The organism is Ruegeria sp. AM2 (assembly GCF_056540685.1).
Genome location: NZ_JBQFXE010000015.1, coordinates 37,392 through 61,322, shown reverse-complemented (window position 1 = coordinate 61,322; position 23,931 = coordinate 37,392). Strand labels below are relative to the sequence as shown.

Here is a 23,931-nt window from a genome sequence, read left to right as displayed (position 1 = left end):
GATCCCTTGAACTGGGAGATCTGGAAATGACAGCACTGAGAACAACCAAACGTACCGCGACGGTGCAGATCGTGCATGGATTTGTTGATGGAGATAGCGGAGGAAACCCGGCAGGTGTCGTACTTGATGCTGACGGCCTGACCGAAGTCCAGATGCAGAGAATTGCCGCCAATGTCGGCCTGTCCGAAACGGCCTTTGTCTCCAAATCGATCACCGAAGGGTTCAAGCTGGATTTCTTCACGCCTAACCGGCGTATCGCCCATTGCGGACACGCGACGATTGCCGCGTTTTCCTACATGGATGCGTTGGGGAAAATTCCGACACCTGATACCTCCAAGGAAACGGTAGACGGCCCGCGCCGCATTCTCATGAAAGACGGCGCCGCGTTTATGGAGCAACTGGCCCCCAAATATCGATACTCCGACGACTGGTCCAATGACGGCGTTGTATTGGCGGATGTTTTGGCCTCGTTGGGTCTGAACGATCAGGACATCGACCCCCGCTATCCGCCGGTTCTGGTCAACACGGGTAACAGCTTCATCGTCATTGGTGTTTCGGACCCGAAAACACTGGCGGCGATTGCGCCAGACTTTGACCAGATTTCCGATATTAGCGAACGTCTGGACCTGATCGGCTATTACGTGTTCACCACGGATACCGGAACGTCGGTGCGAGATGCCACCACGCGCATGTTTGCGCCGAGATATGGGATCACAGAAGAATCCGCCACCGGAATGGCAGCTGGTCCATTGGCCTGTGTCCTGCATGACATAGGCAATGATCCCAAACACCGTTTCCTGATTGAACAGGGTACATTCATGAACCCGGCCTCCCCTAGCCTGATTCAGGTGGACCTGGACGTTCGCGACGGTGAAATTGCCTCTCTCATGGCCGGAGGTCACGGCAAGGCGATGCGCACGCTCGAAGTGGAATTCTGAAGACCGGGGCCGCCAAACGATGCTGGCGGCCCTTTGCGATTAGGCAGGCAGAATATTGTGGTTCAAGCGAAACAGATTGTCCGGATCGTACTGGCCTTTGATCTGAGACAGCCTCTGGCCATTGCTGCCATACGCGCCCTTCATGTGGTCGCTTTCGTCTTCGGGCATGAAATTCACATAGGCACTGCCGGTCGCGTGCGGAGTCATCCGATCATACAGCGCCCGAGCCCAGGCAATGCACTCGTCGTCTTTATTAGGATCGTCCCAGCGCGTGTGCACATTCATGATGAAATGCGCTGAGCGCTCGGGATAGGCGGTTGCCCCGGCATCGATCCGCGCCATCGCTCCGCCGACATGTGCAATGAACACTTCGCATGCCGGATCAGGCAAGGTGCTGATACCGTCCAGAAGACCAGTAATCGCCCCCGTCGACAGAGCGCTAAAGTCATGGCTTTTCCAGTAATTCCGCGCCCCTGGCGTGAGCAAAGGATCAAAAGCGGCCTGCCAGCCTACGAACGCATGGGGCGAGATCACATCGACAATCGGAGAACCAAGCCCGCGAAGCTCGGCCAGCGCCTTTTCGCCGTCGTCCATCGGGCCGGCATAACAGGCAGCAAAGATCAGGACTTCTCGGCCGTGCCATTCTTCTGGAAGAAATGGCAAGGGCGGGGCTTTTCGCATCACGGACCAGACCGTCAATTCGTCAGGCGATGTATCTGCGATCTTCGCATATTCAGGCAATAATTCAGCGGCGTCTTCGATGGGATGCACGATGAGCCCGGACATAACTTCGGGGCCAAGATCGTGCAGCTGAAACTCAAAAGACGTGACCACACCAAAGTTGCCGCCACCACCGCGTATGGCCCAGAACAACTCGGGGTGGTTGGACGCCGACGCTGTTACGATGGACCCGTCGGCGGTCACAACCTCGGCTGAAATCAGGTTGTCGATGGTCATACCGAACTTGCGGGTCGTCCACCCAAACCCGCCGCCCAGTGTCAGCCCCGCGATGCCGGTCGTTGAGTTGATGCCGGTCGGGACCACCAGACCATGCGCCTGCGTTTCCCTGTCGACATCACCCAGCACAGCACCCGGCGCGACCCGAGCGGTTTTCGTCACCGGGTCAACATGAACTGAGCGCATCTGCGACAAATCCAACATGACGGCGTCGTCGGCCACGGCGTGTCCCGCAATCTGATGACCACCAGACCGGACCGACATGACCAGGCCAGCTTCGCGGACGAAATTGACCGCCTTTTGCACGTCGCTGGCCCCAACCGCGCGGATCACGAAACCCGGGCGACGGTCAACGATGCTGTTCCAGGTGGTTCGCGCCGCGTCATAATCCGTGGTGCCAGGCAGGCAAACAGATCCCCTGAGGGACGCGTCCAAAGCCTCCAACGCTGTATTCTCGACCTGCGCGGTGCCGCCATCGAGCGTAATCAAATCAAACATGAAACCAGACCTTTCCAAGTGATAGGATAGGTTTCTTGCTGGGCTGCCTCAGACTAAAGCACTCACCTCAACTCACCTGTTCCCGGTGACAAAGCGAATGCGTGCGGTGTGATCGTCAGGCAAATATCCCTGGGTCAATCCGGTCCACCGGCGTTATGACGTCGGCAGGAATGTTCAGGCGTTTTGCCGCTTTGCGAAGACTGTCTTCGTCAGGTGCCTCGTAGAGGCAATAGGTCTTCCGCTTATCCGCGCTGAGGAACGAAAATATCCATTCAACGCCTTCTTCGTCGTTAATTTCTTTGATCTTAATCTTGTCGTCATCACCGATATCCAACTGCTCGGCGAAATGTCTTTCAATAATGTACCTTGGCATAGTGTTCCCCCTTGGCGTCTGATCAGGGCTTAGCTTGCAGTGCCTTCCAGTTTTGACGCAAGGGAAACCATACTCAGTTTCTGTGCAGTTGCCAACGCCTCGGCATCCAGGCGGCAAGCCATCTCAAGATCCGCTTTGCGACCCCGCCTGCGCAAAGCCCAAGCAAAAGCTGCCTTGCTATGAGCAGTCCACGGAGGGGCTTTCATCGCGGTGTCGATCGCAATGGCCTTTTCGAACATTTCATCGGATCTGTCCCAGTCGCCCAGCAGCGCGGCGAGGCCACCAAGTCGACGCGCAGCCGCACCTGTACACACCGTTGTTGCGCCGGCGGTAATCGTGAAATCCTCGTATGGCGCGAGCAGGCCGAGTAGCGTCTCGGCATGTGTTTTGCTTTCGACGGCGATACAAATCTCGGCCAGATAGGACAGTGTCGTGGAATACATCGCGTCCGGGGGCAGCAAGAACCCGTTCTCGGCAAGTTCATTCAAAATTTTCTCTGCGGCATCGGTGTAGCCAAGTTCGGCCGCGATCAGCCCGAACCCCGGTTTCCACGAGATGTCGCCGGGGCTTTCCGTCATGAGCCGTTTGATGACTGGCGCAACTTCGTGCAATCGGTTTTGTTCACGTCGGATCGTGAACATCTGGACGCCAAACACGCCTTCAACATGTTCACCATGGGTTTTCCGTCCGATCTGCACAGCCTCGTTGGCGTATTCTTCAGCCTTTGCAAAATCTCCGTCCAGAATGGCCACCATAGCGCGCGCGTGGATTTGGACCCAATAGAGCTGCAAGTGATTGTCTTTCTGCGATATCTCAGTCAGCAGTCTGAGCGATTGGTCCATCACCCGCCGATCCGCCATTTCAGCACCGACAAAAAGGCTGAGAGTTCGGTCTCGACCCTGATCGATGTTGCCGAGTTTCTCGGCCACCTGGTGCATTGCCTCAAGGTTTGCACGCCAGTTTCGGGCTTCGTTTTCTCGTCGGGCCACAAAGGGGGCACCAAACCGCATCATCATGACCGAGAACTGCGATTTGTGATCGCCCAGCTTCGCAGCCAGTTCCATCGATGACTGGCCAAACCGCGCGCCCTCGGCAAACTGGCCAATGAACATATAGGCGCGCGCGAGTTGGCTCATCAATCGGCACCGACGACCTTCATCCTGCTCCGACAGACCGTCCAAGGCGCTCAGGCAGGCGTCGATTGCCTCGTCATGGCGTTCGCTGGACATCATGCAAGAATCTGCGAACTGAGACGCGGCATCAGCGGCAAGCTCGGCATTTCCGATCGCATGAGATGCGTCCAATGCTTCCTTTAGGGCCGCAATCCCATCGGGCAGACGACCCAGGCTGTCATAGCTGCGGCCCTCCAAAATCCTTGAGGTGATCAACTCCACATCGTTGTTCGTCCGCAGCATTTGCGCTGCATTCAAGGTTTCCTTGGCGTTTGACATCGCCTCTTGGCTGGCTGAACGGCCAAGGGCCATTTCGGCGGCAGCGCGCCAGCGTTCGAACGCGGCGCCCCAGTCTTCTGCTTCGGTCAGATGGCGGGCGACCAGTTCTGGACGCCTTTCAATTTCCGCTGACCGCAATCGAGCCAGCGCTTGCGCGACATCGGCATGTTGTGCCCGCCGCGTAGACCCCAGCATCGATTGATAGGCCGTGTCGCGGATCAGAGCGTGGCGAAATACATAGTGGCCTTTGGTATGCCCGCTTTCGAAGATGAGGCCGGATTTGCAAAGCTCTTCAAGCCCCGCTTGTATCTGTCCCGCATTTGCACCAGACGCCTCGCGCAGAAGATCGGGATCAAAGTCGCGGCCAATGACGGAACCGGTCAATGCCACCTGTTTCGCCTCGGGGGACACAGCGTCCAGCCTGGCCATCAGCGCCCCCTTTAGTGACGACGGCACAGTGACGTCAGCCTGTGTTCCTGCTTGCAGGATCGCACGTGTCAATTCCTCGACGAAAAGCGGAACCCCATCTGTTTTTTCGATAATGAGATTCAAAAGGTCTTGGTCTGGAGCCGTTCCAGAGATGCTTCGCACCAGATTGGACACATGGTCTGCATCGAACCGGCGCAATTGAAGGGTTTGCACATGGGCATCGCCGTCGTCATGGCCAAACGCCCAGCCGGGGCGATGCGTGATCAGGATCATCAAAGGTAGATCAGCGCAGATTGCCTTGAAACGATCCAACAGCGCGTTTGTCGACGGGTCGATCCAGTGTGCGTCCTCTACACAAAGAATGACCGGACGCACCTTTGCGCGAATTTTGACAGTGTTGATCAGCGTCTGAATCGTGATGTCGCGTTGGTCCTGCGGAGACATCTCCAATATCTGTCGAGCCAGGTCGCTGCGCGGGGCCACGAGCGCCGCAAAAACGGGCAATACCTGTTCGTGATCCAGGCCGGGGCGCGTTTCCAGCAGCGCGCGGACGCGCTCCAGGACCTGGTCATCCTTGAAATCCGGTCCAACGCCCGCGTCCTGGGAAATGCGTTCTGTGACCGGGTGAAAGGGGCTGCTGGTCAGGTAGGGCGAGCAGTTCAAACGGATCACATCGGCAGTGTCGACGACGGCCTCATCGGCCAGGAATTCCTCGGTCAGTCGAGATTTCCCGATCCCTGGTTCGCCCGCCAGAAGTATGACCTCACCCCGACCGCCCCGGGCGCGCTGCCATCCTTGGTGCAGAATACCCTTTTCAAAGCTGCGCCCGATCAGCATGTCGTTGCCATCACCGCGGTAAGACGCACGGAACCGGCTTTCCGCGTCGCGCTCGGCCACGACGCGAAGCAGCTTGCGCGGGTTTTCAAACCCTTTAAGCGAAACTTCTCCCAGCGAAGCGAATTCGAACATCTGATGTAATGCGGCCTCGGTCCCTTCGGCAGGTGTGATGATCGAGTTTGGTTCGGCCTGTTCCTGTATCCGCGCAGCGAGGTTCAGGATCGGGCCGGTCATGGCCCCTTCTTCATAAGTGTTTTCACCAACCGTATCCCCAACCACCACATCGCCGCTTGCGATACCGATCCGTGCCGCCAGTGAGGCGCCGTCCGGGGTCTTGAGTTCTTTGACCCGTTCAATAGCGTCCAGGCCCGCCTTGACCGCGCGCACGGCATGATCCTCAAAGGCGCTTGGCCAACCAAAGAAAACCAGAAGACCATCGCCCAGGTATTTGGAAACGTATCCGCCATACCGCGTGACCGCACCTGCGACGGCATCTTGGTAGCGTTGCAACAGTACGCGCATATCTTCGGGGTCATAACGGTTGGTCAATTCGGTCGAACCGACAAGATCGACGAAGAAAACCGTCAGATGGCGACGCTCGGCAGCGGCAACTGTCTGTGATGAGGTTGCGGGCGTTTCCTTTGGGGCCGGGGAAGGTGCCTCAAAGCTTTCGATGGCGGCGAGAATGATCTTTCGGTGGCCAAGCGTAACTCCCAACTCCTTGAGGTCGTCATTGGTCAGCAGGGGCAAAACTCGATCGTCAACGTCATTCTCAACGAAGGCGTCGGTGTATTGTTCCAACCCCAAATCATTAAGCCATGTATCGACATCAAAGCTCATGGCTCAGATCATGCGGAGTTATCTGCCGTCGATCAAGGCTCTGATCCGGCGGGGGCTTCTTGGGCGAAAGGTTCCAAGTCTCGGACATTTTAGCAATCTTCTAGGTGATACACACCTCAGACCCCCAGCTTTTCCTTGCACAGGGTTTCGATCTGGTCCCAAACCGACTTGAACTCCGGCGTGTTTTCGGCAGCGTAATGGAAGTTCTTCATGAGCCCCGTCAGCTGGGTGAACACTTGCCGAATCTCGGCCTTGTCTGCGAATTCTGCGGTCGATTGGGTCACGTCATACACAAGTTTGAACGTCTTCTGCTGACGTTCCAGTGGAACGGTTGCGTCGACCGAGTCGAACGCGTCCTGCTGAAGATAGACCATGTCGACGAACAGCGCCTTTTGCTGCGTCACGAAGTCTTCGATCGTCACACCTTCTTCGCCGGTCACCTGCATCATCTGATCGACCTGTTCGCCTTTTTCGATCAGGGTCAGCAGTTCTTTGACCTGTTTCGTCCAACCCTGGCCCGCGTTTTCATCGTACCAATCGGACAATTGATCCAGATAGCGCGACCAGCTGAGCATCGGATCCACCGCCGGGTAAAACCGTTTGTAAGCACGCTCGGATGACAGGCCGAGGAAGCATTTCACCGTGGACAGGGTCGATTGCGTGACAGGCTCATCAAAGTTCCCACCCGCAGGGGACACCGTGCCGATCAGCGTCAGGCTGCCCAGATCGCCGTCATTGGTCTTCATCGCGCCCGCGCGTTCGTAAAGCCCTTTGATCGAGCTTTCAAGATAAGCAGGGAACCCTTCCTCGCCGGGGATTTCCTCCAGCTTGCCCGAGGTTTCGCGCATTGCCTGCGCCCAACGGCTGGTGCTGTCGGCGATGAGCAGCACGTCATTGCCCATCTGGCGGTAATATTCGCCTAGCGTGATACCGGTGAAGATCGACGCTTCGCGCGCCGCAACGGGCATAGAGGACGTGTTGCAGATAATGATCGTGCGGTCCATCAGGCTGCCACCCGTGGCTGGGTCTGTCATCTTTGGAAATTCCGAGATCGTCTCAACCACTTCGCCCGCGCGCTCACCACAGGCAACCACGATCACGATATCAACCTTCGCGTTTCGCGCGATCAGGTTCTGCAGCACGGTTTTTCCCGCGCCGAAAGGGCCGGGGATACAGGCCGTGCCACCGCGCGCGATGGGAAAAAACGTGTCGATCAGGCGTTGCGAAGTCAAAACCGGTTCGGTCGGATAGAGACGTTCTGACAAGGCGCGTTTCAGGATGCTTTCGGGCACCGGGCGACGGACGGGCCAGCGTTGCGACAGGGTCAACGTGTGTTCCCCGCCCGTTTCATCCTCGAGCCGTGCGACCACATCGTGAATGCGGGCGGCCCCTTCCTGAACCCAGACGACCTTGAATTGGCCGGTCCAGTTGAACGGGATCATGATCTTGTGCGCAAAGCGCCCCTCGGGGACGGTGCCGATACTGTCGCCAGCCTGCACAGCGTCGCCAACCTTGACCGTTGGCGAAAAAGACCACTTGGTTTGCTGGTCCAGTGGCGCGACGTCCGCCCCGCGCGGCAGGAACGTGCCAAAGTCCGCCGCAACCTTGGGCAAGGGCGACTGCAGCCCATCGAATACCTGACCCAGCAGGCCTGGACCCAGTTCAACCGACAGCAATTGACCGGTCTGTTCGACCGGGTCATTGACCGCGACGCCTTCGGTGCTTTCATAAACCTGCACATCGGCCGTGTCTCCGCGCACCCGCAGCACTTCGGCCTTAAGCCGTTCCTGACGTCCGCCCGGACCCGGGCGCGTCGGCAGGATATACACCACCTCGTTCTTGACCAATTGCCCCGGCGCACCCGAGGCATCATGGATCGACTGGATCTGTACCAGCCCTTCCTGAACCGAGACGACCCGCGCCGTGGCGGTTTCACTGGAGGATGTGGGGGCGGTCATGCGGCTTCTCCCTCAAGATCGGTGTCGTCAATTTTGGCCATGGCCTGAACGGCCAAAGCCTCGAACCTTTTGGCGGCGTCTTCCGGGCGGCTTTGCGACCAGCGGTCGAAGATGTTCCAGATCAGCACATAGATTGCGACGGCCTCGAAATCGAAATCGTGCCGCGCGGCGTGGCGTTTGAGCTGTTTTTGGCTTTGTGTCAGCAATAGACGCTCCAAGCCCAGCGGGTCTTCGGCGTTGATCAGTTGCTGTGCTTCTTTAAGCCATGGCATGGCGCTTTCCAGCCGGAACGTTGGATCGTTCCAGTTGGCCGGGATGTGGCGGCTCCACCGACCCATCCCGAAGGATCTCGTCGGTGCGCCTTTGCCCTGTTTGCGCAGGCGCAGCGCGGCAACGGCGGTACGCATGTCCATGCGCTCAAGGAAGATTTCGCGCAGCGCGCGTTGCGGGATTTCCTCCAGCGCCGCCTTGCAGCGCGCTACGGCGCTGGCATCGGTGATGTCCATGTCATAAGCGCTCCAGCTGAGCGCATGTTCCATGACCTGCAGGACGTGCGCGTCCTCCGGCGCCAATACCTTGAGTTTCGCGTCCAAGCGTAGCCGCGACAGGGGCGGCTGCTTGGCGACAAACAACCGTTCCGAACCCGGCAGACTGCAGATCAGCGCGATATAGGCGTCGGGGTCGGACATCTTAGCGGATGACACCTTCCAGAACGGCGCGGAACCGAGGCTGCAGGTGTTCCATCAAAAGCGCGGCAACGGCCTTGTCCGTCAGGTCAAGCACAACGCCCTGATCTTCGGCCCGCACACGAATGCCTTCGCTTGCGTCGTCCGAGGCGTGCAGTTCGACATTGTCGCGCAGCATCTCGGCGGTCAGGCCCAGGACGTATTTGGTCAGCTTGCCCGACTGGATGTCATCGGCATTCTGTTTGATATCTTCCTGCGTGGCGGCGCGGGCGGGCAGGATGACTTCGATCTTGCCGTCCAACTCGGCCTCTTTCGCGGTGCGCCCTACGACCTGCAGGATCATCTGTTTCAGGATGTCGGGATCGGCCATCTCCTTAGTGACCAGTCGCTCCACATCTTCGCGAAACTGATCCGTCAGACCGGCCTTCATCGTCAGTACCGCATCGCGCATGGCCGTGTTCAGCGCCTCTTCGCCGGCCGAGCGGTAGTTGTCGGTCTCTTTCTTGGCTTTGGCCATATAGCCATCCGCCTCGCGTTTGGCGTCCGCCAGAATGCGCTCGGCTTCGGCCTTGGCGTCCTCACGCAGTTTCTGCGCGTCCGCCTTGCCCGCCGCAACGCCGTCACTGCGCAGTTTGTCGATTAGGGCGTCAACGCCGTGAGAGATCATGCCATCCTGTGCCATCAGCTGATCCCCGCGCTAATGACCAGCGCAAAGACGAAGGCAAAGACGCCAAAGCCTTCGATAATCGCCGCCGGGGCCAGTGCCAGGCCGAAGATCTCGGGCTTTTCCTTGGTTGCGTTGATAGCCGCCGCACAGGCGCGCCCCTGCCAGATACCGCAATACATCAGTGCAATGCCCGACAGGATACCGATGCCAAACAGCCCGCCTGCGTTTTCCGGGGTCACCGCGCGGTTCAGGGTGAACATGATCACGATGCCATAGATCACCATGGTCGACGGGAAGGCGGCGACGCCGATAAACCGGCCATAACCACCTTCGGTTTCGGTCATCGCGCCTATACTGGCCTGACCAGCGATGGAGCAACCAATGGCGCTTGCCGCGGCCCCCAACGCCATTGGCGCGTAAATGCCCAGCCAACCCAGAGCGAGAACAAGTTCATTCATTCCTGTACCTCCTTGCGGGCGAACGGGCGGAAGGCGGTGCCCTCGTCCGGCAAACCCCATTTGAAGAATTCGATGTAATTGAGACGCAAACCGTGGACCACGCCGCTCATCAGTGCGAGGCCAAAGTTCAGAACGTGACCGGCGATCAGGATCAGCAGGCCAAACAGAATGCCTGGCCCCTTGAGGCTTTGCATCACAGTCCCCGCCAGATCGTTGAATGTGACTGCCAGCGAAGCCGACGCCAACCCAAGTGCGAACAAACGCATGTAGCTAAGGACGTCGCCAAACGCGCCCATCGCACCGCCCAGGCTCTGCGCCCCTTCCAGGAACCGCCACACGCGGTCGCTGGGTTTGTGAATCGGGCGTTCACTGGAATAAAGCACCACGGCGACGAACCCCGCGATCATCAGCGTAGCGCCGGGAACCGGGGAATTGCCCGCCATGTATGTGAGCCACAGGATGAACCCTCCGATCAGCACCCCGATCCAACCCAGATTGGCAATGGCTTTGCGTCGCCCCCAGGCGGCCCGCGCGGCCAGCCCATTGGCGATGACCAGATGCAGAACGCCAACGACGATCGAGATCATCATCATCGTGCTGAAATCATTCAAATCCAAGATCTTGAGTCGCGCCCAGATCGATCCTTGCGCAGGGCTTACACCAAAATAGCTGCCCACCAGCACCCCGTACAGAACGGTCGCACCCGAGATGATCAGACCATACGCGCGCCATGACCGTTTTGCCGCAGTCGTGCCCAGCGTTTTCCAATACAGCAACAGGATCAGGGCCAGCACCAGACCGTAGCCCGCATCCGCCACAATCATGGCAAAGAAGATCGCGAACGAGATCGAGACCAGCGCGGTCGGGTCCCAATCCTTGTACCCGGGCACCTGATAGAACATCGCCAGATCGACGCCCGCGCTGCGTTCCTCGGGTTGCTCCAGCAGCGTCGGCGGGCTGTCCTCGGGGCCTGGTTCTTCGATCAGGACGGCCAGTCCCCCGGCCTTGGCCATCTCAAGAACCGCTTCTTGCCGATCTTGCGGCACCCAGCCCTGGATCGCGAACAGGTCCTCATCCTGATGTACTTTCTGCGTGGCATGGGCCAGTTCCGCGGCAGTTTCGGCCTCGGACAGGCTGGCGCGCATCAGGGTCAGATTGCGGGTGAAGGCGACGCGTTCGGCCTCTAACGCTTCCAATTCGATCTCAATATCTTCCAGCTGCACCTCAAGTTCATGGATCGGCAGCGACCCGACATGCGTTCGCGGTATTGGCAGGATACCGTCGTCAGGTTCTTCCGCTGCGATCAGAACCACGTGCAGGAACCGGTGGTCCTGATCCAGAATAGCCCATGGCAACGTGACCTCGGACAAGGCATCTCGGTGTTTGACCGGCAGGCGATAGAACCACAATCGGTTGCCTTGCAGATCGTCCTTGGGCGGGAAATCCAGATCTCCCCAGGGGCGTACTTCCGAGATGCGATGGGCCAGAAAATCCCGCCGGTCGCTGGCAACACGCTTGCGTTGCATCAGGTCCAGAACGTCGGCGACGGTTTGGACCATGTCAAAATCCGGGTCGCGTCTGATCTGACGACGCGGTTCGGCAACATCGGTCAGGAACCGCAGCGCCTTGTAGGCGTCGCGCGCACCGCGTTCGCTGACCTTTTCCGGCTCGCTGGGAGGCGCCGCCAGAGGCAGCACATGCATGCATCCAAGCTCCTGCAACTCTTGCAGCACATCCGTCTTGTGTGCAGTGGGTCCTACCAAGGTCAGTTTGCGCAGCTTCGCGATGCTCATGCCTGCGCCCCTTCCTGCGCGTGCTTGCGCTTGGAAATCTTGGACCTCACGACCGCCTGCATCTGTTCGTCGCTCAGATAGATGCGGATTTTCTTGATGTTGGATTTGGCGCGCGGGATCAGGACCTTTTCAAACAGGTTCACCCGCTGGGAAATCGTGGCCACGGCCTGATCGAAAATCTCGACCCGGTCCATGGCGATTTTTACCCGCAACCGCGCCTCGATCATGTCATGCAGAAGCTGCGCGACGTTATCGACCCAATGGGGTTTGGCCAGCGGAGAATACGGCCGGACGATAACCTCGATCCGGTCCAGCTCGGGCATGGTCACGCCGACGACATTGACCTCCCGCACCTTGTATTCCTTGAGCGAGACCAGACCGTCCAGCGCGACACTCTGCTGTGCCAGCATGGGTAACTTTTCCCCAACCTGCGCAGCCAATTTGGAAACCTCTTCCTGCAGGCGGCTAACTTCCTCGCGCGCCTTCGCACGTTCCGCCATCAATTGTTGGCGTTTCAGGTCCAGCGACGGCAGAAACCGCTCATAGCTTTTCAGCTGCGTCTGCTCGCGCGCCAGCGAGGATTTATTCAGCTGCAACCGCGCCATCGGTGTCCTTCGGGAAATACTTGTCGACCAATGCCTGCTTCATCAAAAGCTGTTCGGGCGCGAAACACTCGGCCAGTGTTTTCCAGCCCAAATCCAGCGCCTCTTCCAGAGGAATCGAGACGTTGATGTCCATGAACCGTTCGCGGAACAAAGCGCCGAATTTCAGAAGCTGATGATCATAATCCGACAACTCGAACGCCATCGCCTGTTTCTGCGCAGCATCGCGACTTTCGGAATAGAACCGCACCATCGTGTTCATGATCTGACCATGATCTTCGCGGGTCGTCTTGCCGATCACGTTCTGCTTAAGGCGCGACAGGCTGCCGAACGGATCGATCACGCCGGAATGCAGATAGAACTGACCTTCGGTGATGTAACCGGTGTTGTCCGGGACCGGATGGGTCACGTCATTGCCGGGCATCGTCGTCACCGTCAGCACGGTGACCGAGCCGCCCTTGGCATAGTCACAGGCTTTCTCATAACGCTTGGCCAGTTGGGAATAGAGATCGCCCATATAGCCGCGTTGCGACGGCACGCGTTCCTGACTGATCCCGACCTCTTTCATCGCATCGGCATAGGCCGTCATGTCGGTCAGCAAGACCAGAACGCGCTTGCCTTCTTCGACCGCGAATTTCTCGGCCACTGCCAGCGCCATGTCGGGGACCAGCAGACGTTCGACCAGAGGGTCCATCGCGAGGTTCACGAACATCACCGTGCGCGAGAACACACCCGCATCCTCAAACGACGTTCGGAACGTGTGATAATCATCAAAGATCAGCCCCAGTCCGCCAAAGACCACGATATCGGCATCCGCTTGAATGCCGATCCGGCTGAGGAATGCGTTGAACGGTTCGCCCGAGACCGAAAAGATCGGAATCTTTTGGCTTTCGACCAGCGTGTTGAACACGTCGATCATCGGCACATCGGTACGGATCATCTTGTTGGGAACGGCACGTTCGACCGGGTTCACCGAAGGGCCGCCGATGGTGATCCGCGTCTCGGACGACAGGTCAGGGCCGCCATCGATCGGCGTTCCCGCGCCATCGAACACGCGACCCAGAATATTGGCCGAATAGGGCGTCTGCATCGGGTGACCCAGAAAGGTCGCTGTGGCCTCGGTGGAAATTCCCTTCGTGCCTGAGAAGACCTGCAGCGTGACAACATCACGGTCGATGAAGATCACCTGCGCCAGCGTTTTGACGCCGTCGACGGTCTCGATCACCGCAAGATCGTTGAACCGTACCGCAGTCTCGTCCGATGACGACGCCGGTATTCTGACTTTCAGCGTGTCCCCAACGATCTCAAGAACGCGGGTGTATTTTAGTAGGGTCTGAGACATAACCGCCCCTTGGTATCAAAAATGAAATCAAGCGATGTCGTCATTAGCGGCGATCCATAGCGGATCGTCGACTCATAGTTTACAACGATTTCCAAAGCTTACAACCGATGTGGGCGTTCCAAACACCTGCTAAATGCCAAGAGCCGGGCGCACTATCGATATCTGCTTGGCTGTTATGACGCTTTGCGGCGTGTTCCGACCGGTGATTTGCGGTTGGGTTCAGGGGATACGCCGAACATCTTTTCGATTTGCTCCAATCGCGAACGCGAGGCCTCGGACAATTCCCCGCCTGTGGTTGCGATCTTGCGGATGGCTGCTGCTGCTTCCGGTAGGCTACTTCGGTGGCCCTCCAACAAGTCCGGCAAAGCCGCGATCGCGCGATCCTCGTCGATGGTCAGCATCAGGAACTGGCTGCGCACCATTTGTTTGAAGTCCTGAAGGCTCTGCGTGTCGTCCTCCCGCAGGCGGTTGACGATTTCAAAGCGCCGTTCATCCGCCACACGTTCGGGCAATTGAATATACAGCAATGCGCGAATGACGGCTTCTTTCAAGCCGCCCTGCCGCATCTCGTCGGTCAATTCCTGAACACGCCTGAGAACAAACGCCCGGTGTTCAGGGTCCAACCCGGGATGCGGGCGCGGCGGCCCGTCTTGTGCTTTTTGGCCCAGCATCGCCTGCAGCATCGGATTTCCGTAAGTGGCGAGAAACCAGTTTTCGACCGCTTGATCGCGCATGTCCCCCCAGGATTTGAGGGCCGACTCGATGCTGGCTGACATCAATTCCTGTGCTTTCCAGAACGGGTTGTCGGGACCGACGGGTTGGCGGTTTTCGCGGGCATGATCGGCCCAAAGGCGCACGCTGTTCATCAGCGGGTTCTTGTCCGACATCATGGTATAGCTCAGCCGCAAGGGGTGCAGTTCGCGCATGGCTTTTGCAGCGTCGGGCGTAATCCACGGGCTCAACCACGGGTGAACAAAGGTTTTGTACAATCCGGTGTTCACCTCGGACAATTGAGCGACCGTTGCAAAGCGCAACTCATCGTCCAAATCGTTGTGCCCCAAGGCGCGAATATCGTCCAATGTGCGGGCCTCGAACCGGGTTATGTAGTCGGTCGGGTCCAGATCGGCGTCAGGTTCGTCTCCGGTTTTGGGGGTCAGCACCGCCTCATAGAGGCCCGGCGGCAGACAATCGATAAAGTCGATATTGGACGCAAATTCCCGATGCTCTTTCTTGGCCACACCGCCCGAAACGAAAATGCCCAGATGCCCCACAGATTCGTGGATCGCATAGACGATGGTCTGCCCGTGCGACAGCAGCGCATCCTCGCTTTCATAGAGGTCGGTTATCCACCCCAGCGCCTGTTGCGGAGGTGTGATGTTGTCGCCCTTTGAACAGAAACAAATGATCGGAGACTGAACGCGCCGGAAATCCAGCCGCACGCCGTCGGTGGTAACGACTTCTCCGGTCGCAAGCTTGTTGCCGACAAACAGGTTATCGACAATGAACTGCATCTCGTCCGCGTTCAGAACGACGTGGCCGCCCCACCAGCGTTCGAACTCCAGATAGCGATCACGCTCGGTATCAACCTTTGCGTAAACATTGTGCTGCTTGGACCAGTACGTATTCGCCGGGTTCATGTTTTCGAAATTCGACACCAGCCAGGCACCGTCAAACGTGCCGGCACCCATGTCGCCGGTCAGAGCGGTCAGCCAGCTGCCGCCATACAGCCCTCCTGAGTACCGCATCGGGTTCTTGCCATGCACCCCGGCCCAATAGCTGAGCGGCGCTCCGGCCAGGATGATGGGTCCGCACAGATCGGGGCGGTAGGCGGCCAGCATCATCACGGCCCAACCGGCCTGACAATTGCCGATCACGGTCGGTTTGCCGTCCGCTTCGGGGTGTGCGGCGATGACATGTTCGATAAAGGCGACTTCGGCGCGCATGACCTTTTCGATGGTCTGACCAGGTTCGGGTTCGGGCAGAAAGCCGATGAAGTAGCAGGGATGCCCTGAGGCCATGGCCACTCCGATTTCGCTGTCGGCCTTGAAACCGCCGATGCCTGGGCCGTGGCCCGCGCGTGGATCGATGACGACGAAAGGTCGTTTCTCGGGGCTGACAGTGACGCCTTTGGGCGGCTTGATCCGCACCAGCGCATAGTTCACGGGTTCGGGCAGTTTTCGCCCGTCGATCAGTACTTCAAAGTCAAAACCCAGCACATTGGGCGTTTTCGAGGCCAAATGTTCGTTATACTGGTTTCCCCGTTCGCGCAGGGTGTCCAGAAACAAGGCCGTTCTTTGGCCCGCGTCGGTGATGTAGTCCAGCCAGGGATTTGAAACAGACATTCTCGCCTCCTGCGGTTGCGGATCGTTTGTCGTGTTCTCTCCGGGATCGAGTCACCGACGTCGCGCGCTGCCTATCAGTTGTGGCCAAGGTGTCACACTGATATTTTTGGTCCGCGACAGTTTGGCAGTCGGTCGGCGCGTGTCTGCCGCAAAAATGAGCAACAGCCAGTTTGCGGAGCTGCAACCCAGAGACTCGGCAATGCGGCCACCTTGCGTTGTTGCCGCTCAAAAGCCGCCATCTTGTATCAAAATGACTGTGTCAATTGGCAACAAACATGCATTTGCTGCGCCATCGTCTCTTTTCTGCCCATTTTATCATTGATACACACCCAATGGTACAGGTGGAATGTTAAGCAGTGCGGGCGGTAAAATGAGAACCGGTAACAACGGTCATATTGCTATTTGTTGGACACAAACGGAATTGGACGGGCTTCAGGCGGCTCCTGTGGCGGACCTTGAGCTTGGGGCCATCTGGTCCTGGCACGGGGCGCAATCCGGTCTGATGATTGCAGACCCTTCGGAATTGTCCGGTGGAGTGTCCTATGTCCTTCAGCGCGGTGTGGGCTTTGCGGCTCGGGCGCAATCCAGAATTGAGCTTTCAAACGGTGCGCAGCGGTTTGTTGCCAACGTTGTCAGGTCGGACAAGGACGATTTTTGTGGATTGGTCTTTCACGGCGGATGCCCCGCGCGGGGCATGGAGTTCTGGGTGGATTCAATAGAAGAGGTCGTAGCACCTGCGGAGGCCGCGCCATTGTCGGACAACGTGGTCGCTTTTCCGGCATCTGTATCGGTTGATTCGTCCACGCTTGGACAAATTGCGATTGTCGCCGCCGAATAAGCAGGCTTTCCGGTCCTAAGCTTGATCTTGGAAGATTGTGCTGTTGACTCTCCCAGAACCCTGGATATAAGCGCGGCTTCATTGGTGTTGGTGGCCCCCGCAAGGGGATGCCTGTCATGGGGGAAACCTCAAGAGGACAACGCCCTTCATTGTTGCGGTGCGGCCGAAACTATCTTGCATCGGGTTGAGCGGAGACGCGATTGCAGCCCGAAAAGTGGGAACCGGTTTTCGGATCAAGCTGCAATGTGCCACTAAAGAAGGAGAACAGCCGTGACAAAACGCACGTCTGCCAAGTACAAAATCGACCGCCGGATGGGTGAAAACATCTGGGGTCGTCCGAAATCCCCGGTCAACCGTCGCGAATACGGCCCCGGCCAGCACGGCCAGCGCCGCAAGGGCAAACTGTCGGACTTCGGTCTGCAGCTGCGCGCCAAGCAGAAGCTGAAAGGCTACTACGGCGACCTGACCGAAAAGCAGTTCCGCCGCATCTATGCCGAAGCTGTGCGTGTGAACGGCGATACCGGTGAAAACCTGATCGGTCTGCTGGAGCGCCGTCTGGACGCGGTTGTCTACCGCGCCAAATTCGTTGCGACTGTATTTGCGGCACGTCAGTTCGTGAACCACGGCCACGTCAAAGTGAACGGCAAGCGGGTCAACATCCCCAGCTACCGTGTCAAAGAAGGCGACGTGATTGAAGTTCGTGACAAATCCAAACAACTGGCTGTTGTTCTGGAAGCTGCGGCGCTGGCCGAGCGTGATGTGCCTGATTACATCGACGCCGACCACTCAAAAATGACCGCCACATTCGTGCGCGCACCGGGCCTGGGCGATGTACCTTACCCGGTTGTGATGGAGCCGAATTTGGTCGTCGAATTCTACGCTAAGAACTAATCTTCGCCGTTGAAAAAAATCCAAAGGGCCGCGCTTTCAGCGCGGTCTTTTTTGTTTTGCGGGGGCTCTGCCCCCGGTCGCTGTGCGACTCCCCCGGGATATTTTTGACCAGATGAAGGGGCGGATCAGATCGGCAGAGGGCGGCCTTCGGCAATGGCCTCCATCGCGAAATAGGATGTGACGCTGTCCAATTCGACCTTTTCGATCAGGCGTTGATAGACCTTGTCATAGGATGTCATATCCTGTGTGACGACTTTCAACTGGTAGTCGTAGTCGCCGCCGATCCGGTGGAAATCCACCACTTCGGGAATGGTTAGAACATGGCTGCGAAACGCCTGCAGCCATTCGGCCGAGTGGTGCCGGGTGCGCAGCATGACAAAGACGACAAGGCTGAGCCCCAGTTTCTCGCGCGCGATCCGGGCGGTAGAGCCGGTGATGACGCCGCTGTCGTTGAGCGCCTTCAACCGCCGCCAGCACGCGTTTTGCGACAGGCCGACCCGATCCGCCAGCTCTCGTTGTGACAGGGTGGCGTCTTTTTGCAGCTCACGCAGAATGCGATGGTCAATTTGATCTAAAATTTTGTCCATTCCAAAGCATATGACACAAAGTTCGTGAAATCTATCCAGAGAAAGGTGAAGTTTCCGCACTTAAACGCAATCATATTGGGTTTACCAATATGGAGCCCAAGCAATGACCTTGTCCCAGTTTCGCGCAGATATCCAATCCACCGCTCACAATTCAACCCTGCGCGACGGGCTGATCGGAGAGAACGTTCTGATTCCGGGTCTGCATGGGGATGTGCCGCTTGTGTATGCGGATTACGTTGCCTCGGGTCGCGCGTTGCGGCAGGTCGAGGACTTTGTGGCCGAGCATGTGTTGCCGTTTTATGCCAACAGCCACACCGAAGCCTCCTATTGTGGGTCGTATATGACCCGTCTGCGGGCCGAGGCGCGCGCAGAAATTGCTCGTATCGTTGGCGCCAAGGAAGAGGACGCGGTGATTTTTACCGGGTCTGGCGCCACTGCGGGTCTCAACCGGCTGGTCAGCTTAATGGGAGTGGGTACCGCTGACCGGCCGGTTGTATTGATTGGGCCGTACGAGCACCATTCGAACATTTTGCCGTGGCGCGAGAGCAAGGCGCAGGTTATCGAAATTTCCGAAGCTTCTGACGGCGGCGTAGATCTGGTCGAGCTTGAGCGGGTTTTGCAGGAAAACGCAGACTCCGATCTGATCATCGGGTCATTTTCGGCGGCGTCGAACGTCACCGGAATTATCACCGATCCTGATCCGGTGACTCGGCTGCTCAAGGCGCATGGCGCGCTGTCTGTTTGGGACTATGCCGGTGGCGGGCCGTATCTGCCGATAGACATGGGCCCGGCAGATGCGCGCAAGGATGCGATCGTTGTGTCGCCGCACAAGTTTCCGGGCGGTCCGGGAGCGTCGGGTGTACTGATTGTCAATGCACAAGCCGTCAAACGCAGCTGTCCCAGCCAGCCGGGTGGTGGAACCGTCAGTTTTGTATCCCCCTGGCGCCACGATTACAGTGACGATCTGGCAACGCGCGAGGAGGCCGGGACGCCCAACGTGATCGGCGATATTCGTGCCGCGCTGGCCTTTATCGTCAAGGATGTGGTCGGCACGGATGAGATCGCCCGCCGTGAAACGCAATACAACCGCATGGCGCTGGAGGGGTGGGGCGAGAATCCGAACCTGACCCTGCTGGGCGCAGAGCATCCACACCGGTTGCCGATCTATTCCTTCCTTGTTCGGGATAATGCCGGCAACCCTGTCCACCAACAACTGTTCACCCGGATGCTCAGCGACATCTACGGCATTCAGGCGCGCGGTGGCTGTGCTTGCGCGGGGCCTTACGCGCACCGCCTTTTGGGCATCGACAGGGACACCTCGGACAGCTTGCACGCGGCGCTTTCGGCCGGGGAAGAAATGAAGAAACCCGGTTGGGTTCGGCTGAATTTTTCCTACCTGATGAGCGAAGAGACAGTGCAGTTCATTATCGACAGTGTGAACGATCTGTCCCGTCGGACCGAGGAATTCGCCCCCTACTACAACGCTGACCCGGCAACGGCCCGCTTCAAAGCGGCGTGACGGAATTGCCGCTTTTCTCAACGCCTTGAGACGGGTATGAGAGGCTTCAATCAACGGAGCTTCTTATGAACAAGATCACCCCGCAACCCGGCATCATGGACATCGCGCTGTATCAGGGCGGTCAATCCCATGTGGCCGGGGTCGAGCATGTGATCAAGCTGAGTTCCAATGAGAACCCGTTTGGCCCCAGCCCTAAGGCGATTGAGGCCGTGCGCGACAGTGCCGCCTCTTTGCATCGTTACCCCAGCACCGACCACGCCAGTTTGCGGACAGCGATTGGCGCCCGTCACGACCTGGACTCCGCCCGCATCATCTGCGGCGTCGGCAGTGACGAGGTGCTGCAATTTGTGGCGCAGGCCTATGCCGGGCCAGGGGATGAGGTCATTTATACCGAGCACGGATTTTCGATGTATCCGATCATCGCGCGGATGGCGGGTGCAACGCCCGTGATGGTGTCTGAGACAGACCGCCATGTGGATGTGGATAACATCCTTGCCGCGGTCACCGAGAGGACGCGGATTGTGTTCGTGACCAACCCGGGTAACCCGACCTCGACCATGGTGCCCGAAAGTGAACTGGTGCGGCTGGCCGAGGCGCTGCCACAGATCTGTTTGATGGTGATCGACGGGGCCTATGCAGAATTTGTCCCGAATTTCGACGGGGGCGCTTCGCTGGTGGATCGATTTGAAAACGTGATCATGACGCGAACGTTTTCCAAGATCTACGGGCTGGGCGGAATGCGCGTCGGCTGGGGGTATGCGCACCAGTCGATTATCGATGTGCTCAATCGCGTGCGGCAGCCGTTTAACCTGTCGCTGACCGCGTTGGCTGCCGCCGAAGCCGCCATCAAAGACGAGGACTATCTGACCTTCTGCCATGCTGAAAACGCGCGGCTGCGGGTGTGGTTGTCGGAAGAGCTGGCGAAAATCGGGGTGCGCTCTGACGCGTCCAACACCAATTTCATTCTCGCTCGGTTCAAGGATCAGGCGGAAGCCGAGGCTTGCGACGACTACTTGAAAACCCAAGGTCTGATCGTGCGCCGCGTGGCGGGCTACAACCTGCCGAATGCCTTGCGCATTACTGTGGGCGATGAAGTGGCCTGCCGCCGCGTTGTCGCAGCGATCACAGCATTCAAAGAGGGCGCAGCATGAGTCAGATTTACGATCGTGTTGCTCTGATCGGGTTGGGCCTTATCGCCTCATCCATGTTCTGGGCGATCAAGCGCGCTGGGCTGGCTGGCGAAGTGACCGGCTATGCAAGGTCCGATGCCACGCGCGAAACGGCGCGCAGGATCGGCCTGTGCGACAAGGTCTGCGATAGCGCGCGAGAGGCGGTTGAAGGCGCGGACCTAGTGGTTCTCTGCGTGCCGGTCGGGGCGATGGGGGCCGTAGCAGCCGATATCGCGCCGGTGTTGAAACCGGGGGCGACGGTCAGCGATGTCGGCTCGGTCAAGCGCCATGTTATCGAAGCCGTTTCACCGCATATCCCCGAAGGCGTGCATTTCATTCCCGCACACCCCTTGGCCGGGACCGAGCATTCCGGGCCTGAATCCGGCTTTGCCGAACTGTTCGACAATCGCTGGAACTTGATCGTGCCGGTGGAAGGTTCAGACCCCGACGCCGTGGCGCGCCTGCGTGCACTTTGGGAAGGCATGGGGTCGAATGTCGATGAGATGGACGCCGATCACCATGATCTTGTGCTCGCCGTGACGTCTCATGCGCCGCACCTCATCGCCTACACGATGGTCGGAGTCGCCGACGATCTGCGTCGCGTGACAGATACCGAGGTTATCAAATACTCGGCTGCGGGTTTTCGAGATTTCACACGGATCGCGGCCTCGGACCCGACCATGTGGCGCGATGTGTTCCTGTCCAACAAGGACGCCACGCTGGAGATTCTCGGCCGGTTTACCGAAGAGCTTTTTGCCCTGCAGCGTGCCATTCGAACCGGTGACGGAGACCACCTGTTCGACTATTTCACGCGAACCCGTGCAATCCGCCGGGGTATTATCGACGCTGGTCAGGACACCGATGCTCCTGACTTCGGACGGGGGAAGGCGACCTGATGAGGTGTGTTCGGACGGCTTTTTTGATCGGCTCTCTGGCTCTTAGTGCCACGGGTTCCATCGCAGAGGCGCCCGAAACTTCGTTGGTTCCCGTCGCAAGGTCCGCTGATAGAGAAACCGACGTCTCGCCGGTTGCGTTTGGAACTCGTGCTTCGGCAATTGTTGGTCCCGGAATTCGTCCTGAACTTAGACCCGCTTCGCCCCAAGTTTTGGCGGCAGCCGCCCGACCATCCGAAGTTCCATTTCTGGGTCCCGACACGTCATTGATGCCCTACCTCCGCCCGAAAGCGCTCGAGCAAGAGGTCTTTTTCAAAAAACGAAAATTGCGCAAAAGCTCGGTTTGCGGCGACATTGCCATTCAGGGTAAGGCTGTTGGTCGGGTGCCGGGCAAAATCAAAGCCTGCGGCATCAAGGATGCGGTTCAAATCACGTCGGTTTCCGGTGTCGCGCTCAGCCGACCATCGACAATGGACTGTGGAACAGCGATTGCGTTGAACAAGTGGGTCGACAAGACGGTGAAACCAACCTTCAAGCGGCGCGGGCCGGTGGTCGAACTGCAGGTTGCCGCCCACTACGCTTGCCGAACCCGGAACAACCGCAAGGGCGCGCGGATATCGGAACATGGCAAAGGTCGCGCAATCGACATTTCCGCATTCAAGATGGCGGATGGTGAGGTTGTGACGGTTCTGAACGGATGGCGCAAGAATCCGTCAAAGAAGCAGTTGACGAAAATCTGGCGCGGGGCCTGCGGTCCATTTGGTACGGTGCTCGGGCCGAATTCAGACCGATATCACCGAGACCACTTTCATCTGGACACGGCGCGCCACCGCAGCGGATCTTACTGCCGCTAACGTAGGATCAGGCGTGGGGCAGGGCCCAACGGCAACGGCCCCAGGGCCACAAATCCATCGCGGAAATTCAATTGCAGATCCAGCGCGTTTGGATTGCCGCCCAACCCGGCCATGAAGTGAAGCGCCCGATTCACCGGGTCCACGGCTTGATCGGGCAAGGCCCCTGCTGCATTGGCCATGGCGACCATATCGCGCCAGTTTTCAGCCTTGAGTGCGATTTCTCCGGTGGGAATGCCCTGATCGTCCACATCCAATTCTCCGGTCGCGAACAGCCTTAGCTCTCCCCATTTGACCTCGGCCAGACGCAGGTCGATTGCGGTGGGCTGCGGACGACCTTCTTCGATCGCCGACCTGTCCCAGGGCTTGTCGAATTCGACAAAGGCTTCGAACTCAAGCGTTTCAAAGGTCTGTGGCAATGTCGAAGCGGACCGCATGAGACGACGCAGGTCCTCACCGGGCTCAAACCCGTCCACATTGGCCCCGATGGCATAGGCTTCGGGCGCGCCTTCCTGCGCCATGATCAAATTGAGCGTGTCACCGGCGGCCTGAACCTCGTCACCGTCGTTCAATGCCCATTGGCCCGCCGTCAACGCCATCTTTTCCAACACAAGCGCGACACCAGGTTGCAAGTTCAACTCGGCCTGCAAATCGGTCGCCTGAATCGTGGTGGTCTGATCGAAATAGGAAACTCGCTGCGGCGTCTCGGCAAAGCGTAAAACCTGACGTCCAGGCCAGATCGCGGGGTTTTGGAATTCAATCCAATCCGCGCTCCAGGCGGTGCCGTTGACGGGGTCCGCCAAGGCCGGGTTGTTCAAGCGCGTCACGTGGCGGGTGGGATATCCGGCGGTTGAGACGTTTGAGAAATCGGCCTGCCACCCGAGGTCCTGCTGCCGGTCAAACCATGCGGTGATCGCGTTGCGCAGGCCGTATCCCGCGACAAACCAGTAGGCGCTCCACACCAAGGCCACAAACACGACAAAGCGAATGAGACGACGCATATTGAATGGCC

At 58.4% G+C, this 23,931-nt stretch carries 20 protein-coding genes; 7 read left to right on the top strand and 13 right to left on the bottom strand.

Annotated features, from left to right (window positions below):
• Positions 1 to 26 precede the first annotated feature (26 nt).
• Positions 27 to 938 (top strand): PhzF family phenazine biosynthesis protein, encoded by a 912-nt coding sequence (locus ACR0CR_RS19235; RefSeq protein WP_480602318.1) that lies wholly within the window; start codon positions 27 to 29, stop codon positions 936 to 938.
• A 39-nt stretch (positions 939 to 977) separates the two neighbouring features.
• Here the strand turns inward: ACR0CR_RS19235 and ACR0CR_RS19230 are convergent, their stop codons facing one another.
• The 11 genes from ACR0CR_RS19230 to ACR0CR_RS19180 all read right to left on the bottom strand — a co-directional run bounded on the left by ACR0CR_RS19230 (position 978) and on the right by ACR0CR_RS19180 (position 16,171).
• The gene (locus ACR0CR_RS19230) at positions 978 to 2,393 is read right to left on the bottom strand and encodes an FAD-binding oxidoreductase (RefSeq protein WP_480602316.1); all 1,416 of its coding nucleotides are present in this window, start codon (positions 2,391 to 2,393) and stop codon (positions 978 to 980) included.
• 115 nt (positions 2,394 to 2,508) lie between these two features.
• The gene (locus tag ACR0CR_RS19225) at positions 2,509 to 2,766 is read right to left on the bottom strand and encodes a DUF4242 domain-containing protein (protein ID WP_480602314.1); all 258 of its coding nucleotides are present in this window, start codon (positions 2,764 to 2,766) and stop codon (positions 2,509 to 2,511) included.
• A 29-nt stretch (positions 2,767 to 2,795) separates the two neighbouring features.
• Entirely contained in the window at positions 2,796 to 6,323 is a 3,528-nt protein-coding gene (locus ACR0CR_RS19220) for an adenylate/guanylate cyclase domain-containing protein (RefSeq protein ID WP_480602313.1), read from the bottom strand.
• A gap of 116 nt (positions 6,324 to 6,439) precedes the next feature.
• Positions 6,440 to 8,281 carry a V-type ATP synthase subunit A gene (locus tag ACR0CR_RS19215; RefSeq protein WP_480602311.1) on the bottom strand — a complete coding sequence of 614 codons (1,842 nt, stop codon included), beginning with the start codon at positions 8,279 to 8,281 and terminating at the stop codon, positions 6,440 to 6,442.
• Positions 8,278 to 8,970 carry a hypothetical protein gene (locus ACR0CR_RS19210; RefSeq protein ID WP_480602309.1) on the bottom strand — a complete coding sequence of 231 codons (693 nt, stop codon included), beginning with the start codon at positions 8,968 to 8,970 and terminating at the stop codon, positions 8,278 to 8,280. Before ACR0CR_RS19210 ends, ACR0CR_RS19215 begins: the two co-directional genes overlap by 4 nt.
• 1 nt (position 8,971) lies before the next feature.
• Positions 8,972 to 9,649, bottom strand: coding sequence for a hypothetical protein (locus tag ACR0CR_RS19205; protein ID WP_480602306.1), 678 nt, complete (start codon positions 9,647 to 9,649; stop codon positions 8,972 to 8,974).
• Positions 9,649 to 10,092, bottom strand: a complete 444-nt coding sequence (locus tag ACR0CR_RS19200; protein WP_480602303.1) for an ATP synthase subunit C — start codon at positions 10,090 to 10,092, stop codon at positions 9,649 to 9,651. The genes ACR0CR_RS19205 and ACR0CR_RS19200 overlap by 1 nt, the downstream gene beginning before the upstream one ends.
• Complete coding sequence (locus ACR0CR_RS19195; protein ID WP_480602302.1) at positions 10,089 to 11,885, bottom strand: V-type ATP synthase subunit I; 1,797 nt, start codon at positions 11,883 to 11,885, stop codon at positions 10,089 to 10,091. Before ACR0CR_RS19195 ends, ACR0CR_RS19200 begins: the two co-directional genes overlap by 4 nt.
• Positions 11,882 to 12,490, bottom strand: a complete 609-nt coding sequence (locus ACR0CR_RS19190) for a V-type ATP synthase subunit D (protein ID WP_480602299.1) — start codon at positions 12,488 to 12,490, stop codon at positions 11,882 to 11,884. Before ACR0CR_RS19190 ends, ACR0CR_RS19195 begins: the two co-directional genes overlap by 4 nt.
• Positions 12,468 to 13,829 (bottom strand): V-type ATP synthase subunit B, encoded by a 1,362-nt coding sequence (locus ACR0CR_RS19185; protein WP_480602297.1) that lies wholly within the window; start codon positions 13,827 to 13,829, stop codon positions 12,468 to 12,470. Before ACR0CR_RS19185 ends, ACR0CR_RS19190 begins: the two co-directional genes overlap by 23 nt.
• A gap of 173 nt (positions 13,830 to 14,002) precedes the next feature.
• A complete protein-coding gene (locus tag ACR0CR_RS19180) occupies positions 14,003 to 16,171 on the bottom strand; it encodes a DUF3141 domain-containing protein (RefSeq protein WP_480602295.1) in 2,169 nt (722 codons plus the stop codon).
• Positions 16,172 to 16,616: 445 nt separating this feature from the next.
• On the opposite strand from ACR0CR_RS19180, the gene ACR0CR_RS19175 reads away from it, so the two are divergent.
• Both ACR0CR_RS19175 and rpsD read left to right on the top strand, forming a co-directional pair.
• Positions 16,617 to 17,009 carry a hypothetical protein gene (locus ACR0CR_RS19175; protein WP_480602292.1) on the top strand — a complete coding sequence of 131 codons (393 nt, stop codon included), beginning with the start codon at positions 16,617 to 16,619 and terminating at the stop codon, positions 17,007 to 17,009.
• A gap of 270 nt (positions 17,010 to 17,279) precedes the next feature.
• Positions 17,280 to 17,900 carry a 30S ribosomal protein S4 gene (gene rpsD / locus ACR0CR_RS19170; RefSeq protein ID WP_058275494.1) on the top strand — a complete coding sequence of 207 codons (621 nt, stop codon included), beginning with the start codon at positions 17,280 to 17,282 and terminating at the stop codon, positions 17,898 to 17,900.
• A gap of 125 nt (positions 17,901 to 18,025) precedes the next feature.
• Here the strand turns inward: rpsD and ACR0CR_RS19165 are convergent, their stop codons facing one another.
• Positions 18,026 to 18,487, bottom strand: coding sequence for an Lrp/AsnC family transcriptional regulator (locus ACR0CR_RS19165; RefSeq protein ID WP_480602290.1), 462 nt, complete (start codon positions 18,485 to 18,487; stop codon positions 18,026 to 18,028).
• Positions 18,488 to 18,590: 103 nt separating this feature from the next.
• On the opposite strand from ACR0CR_RS19165, the gene ACR0CR_RS19160 reads away from it, so the two are divergent.
• The 4 genes from ACR0CR_RS19160 (at position 18,591) to ACR0CR_RS19145 (ending at position 22,922) form a co-directional block, all read left to right on the top strand.
• The gene (locus tag ACR0CR_RS19160; RefSeq protein ID WP_480602288.1) at positions 18,591 to 20,006 is read left to right on the top strand and encodes an aminotransferase class V-fold PLP-dependent enzyme; all 1,416 of its coding nucleotides are present in this window, start codon (positions 18,591 to 18,593) and stop codon (positions 20,004 to 20,006) included.
• A gap of 65 nt (positions 20,007 to 20,071) precedes the next feature.
• A complete protein-coding gene (gene hisC, locus ACR0CR_RS19155; protein WP_480602286.1) occupies positions 20,072 to 21,157 on the top strand; it encodes a histidinol-phosphate transaminase in 1,086 nt (361 codons plus the stop codon).
• A complete protein-coding gene (locus ACR0CR_RS19150) occupies positions 21,154 to 22,071 on the top strand; it encodes a prephenate/arogenate dehydrogenase family protein (RefSeq protein ID WP_480602285.1) in 918 nt (305 codons plus the stop codon). Before hisC ends, ACR0CR_RS19150 begins: the two co-directional genes overlap by 4 nt.
• Positions 22,071 to 22,922 carry an extensin-like domain-containing protein gene (locus ACR0CR_RS19145; protein WP_480602283.1) on the top strand — a complete coding sequence of 284 codons (852 nt, stop codon included), beginning with the start codon at positions 22,071 to 22,073 and terminating at the stop codon, positions 22,920 to 22,922. Before ACR0CR_RS19150 ends, ACR0CR_RS19145 begins: the two co-directional genes overlap by 1 nt.
• Here the strand turns inward: ACR0CR_RS19145 and ACR0CR_RS19140 are convergent.
• Complete coding sequence (locus ACR0CR_RS19140) at positions 22,919 to 23,920, bottom strand: DUF2125 domain-containing protein (protein ID WP_480602281.1); 1,002 nt, start codon at positions 23,918 to 23,920, stop codon at positions 22,919 to 22,921. The genes ACR0CR_RS19145 and ACR0CR_RS19140 overlap by 4 nt on opposite strands.
• Positions 23,921 to 23,931: the final 11 nt, after the last annotated feature.

What these genes read in the sequence shown, in the direction of transcription:
- ACR0CR_RS19180 (WP_480602295.1), bottom strand. Translation starts at nt 16,171, where the DNA reads ATGTCTGTTTCAAATCCCTGGCTGGACTACATCACCGACGCGGGCCAA.
- ACR0CR_RS19185 (WP_480602297.1), bottom strand. Translation starts at nt 13,829, where the DNA reads ATGTCTCAGACCCTACTAAAATACACCCGCGTTCTTGAGATCGTTGGG.
- hisC (WP_480602286.1), top strand. Translation starts at nt 20,072, where the DNA reads ATGAACAAGATCACCCCGCAACCCGGCATCATGGACATCGCGCTGTAT.
- ACR0CR_RS19225 (WP_480602314.1), bottom strand. Translation starts at nt 2,766, where the DNA reads ATGCCAAGGTACATTATTGAAAGACATTTCGCCGAGCAGTTGGATATC.
- ACR0CR_RS19160 (WP_480602288.1), top strand. Translation starts at nt 18,591, where the DNA reads ATGACCTTGTCCCAGTTTCGCGCAGATATCCAATCCACCGCTCACAAT.
- ACR0CR_RS19190 (WP_480602299.1), bottom strand. Translation starts at nt 12,490, where the DNA reads ATGGCGCGGTTGCAGCTGAATAAATCCTCGCTGGCGCGCGAGCAGACG.
- ACR0CR_RS19145 (WP_480602283.1), top strand. Translation starts at nt 22,071, where the DNA reads ATGAGGTGTGTTCGGACGGCTTTTTTGATCGGCTCTCTGGCTCTTAGT.
- ACR0CR_RS19200 (WP_480602303.1), bottom strand. Translation starts at nt 10,092, where the DNA reads ATGAATGAACTTGTTCTCGCTCTGGGTTGGCTGGGCATTTACGCGCCA.
- ACR0CR_RS19165 (WP_480602290.1), bottom strand. Translation starts at nt 18,487, where the DNA reads ATGGACAAAATTTTAGATCAAATTGACCATCGCATTCTGCGTGAGCTG.
- ACR0CR_RS19205 (WP_480602306.1), bottom strand. Translation starts at nt 9,649, where the DNA reads ATGGCACAGGATGGCATGATCTCTCACGGCGTTGACGCCCTAATCGAC.
- ACR0CR_RS19235 (WP_480602318.1), top strand. Translation starts at nt 27, where the DNA reads ATGACAGCACTGAGAACAACCAAACGTACCGCGACGGTGCAGATCGTG.
- ACR0CR_RS19230 (WP_480602316.1), bottom strand. Translation starts at nt 2,393, where the DNA reads ATGTTTGATTTGATTACGCTCGATGGCGGCACCGCGCAGGTCGAGAAT.
- ACR0CR_RS19210 (WP_480602309.1), bottom strand. Translation starts at nt 8,970, where the DNA reads ATGTCCGACCCCGACGCCTATATCGCGCTGATCTGCAGTCTGCCGGGT.
- ACR0CR_RS19150 (WP_480602285.1), top strand. Translation starts at nt 21,154, where the DNA reads ATGAGTCAGATTTACGATCGTGTTGCTCTGATCGGGTTGGGCCTTATC.
- ACR0CR_RS19140 (WP_480602281.1), bottom strand. Translation starts at nt 23,920, where the DNA reads ATGCGTCGTCTCATTCGCTTTGTCGTGTTTGTGGCCTTGGTGTGGAGC.
- ACR0CR_RS19195 (WP_480602302.1), bottom strand. Translation starts at nt 11,885, where the DNA reads ATGAGCATCGCGAAGCTGCGCAAACTGACCTTGGTAGGACCCACTGCA.
- ACR0CR_RS19215 (WP_480602311.1), bottom strand. Translation starts at nt 8,281, where the DNA reads ATGACCGCCCCCACATCCTCCAGTGAAACCGCCACGGCGCGGGTCGTC.
- ACR0CR_RS19220 (WP_480602313.1), bottom strand. Translation starts at nt 6,323, where the DNA reads ATGAGCTTTGATGTCGATACATGGCTTAATGATTTGGGGTTGGAACAA.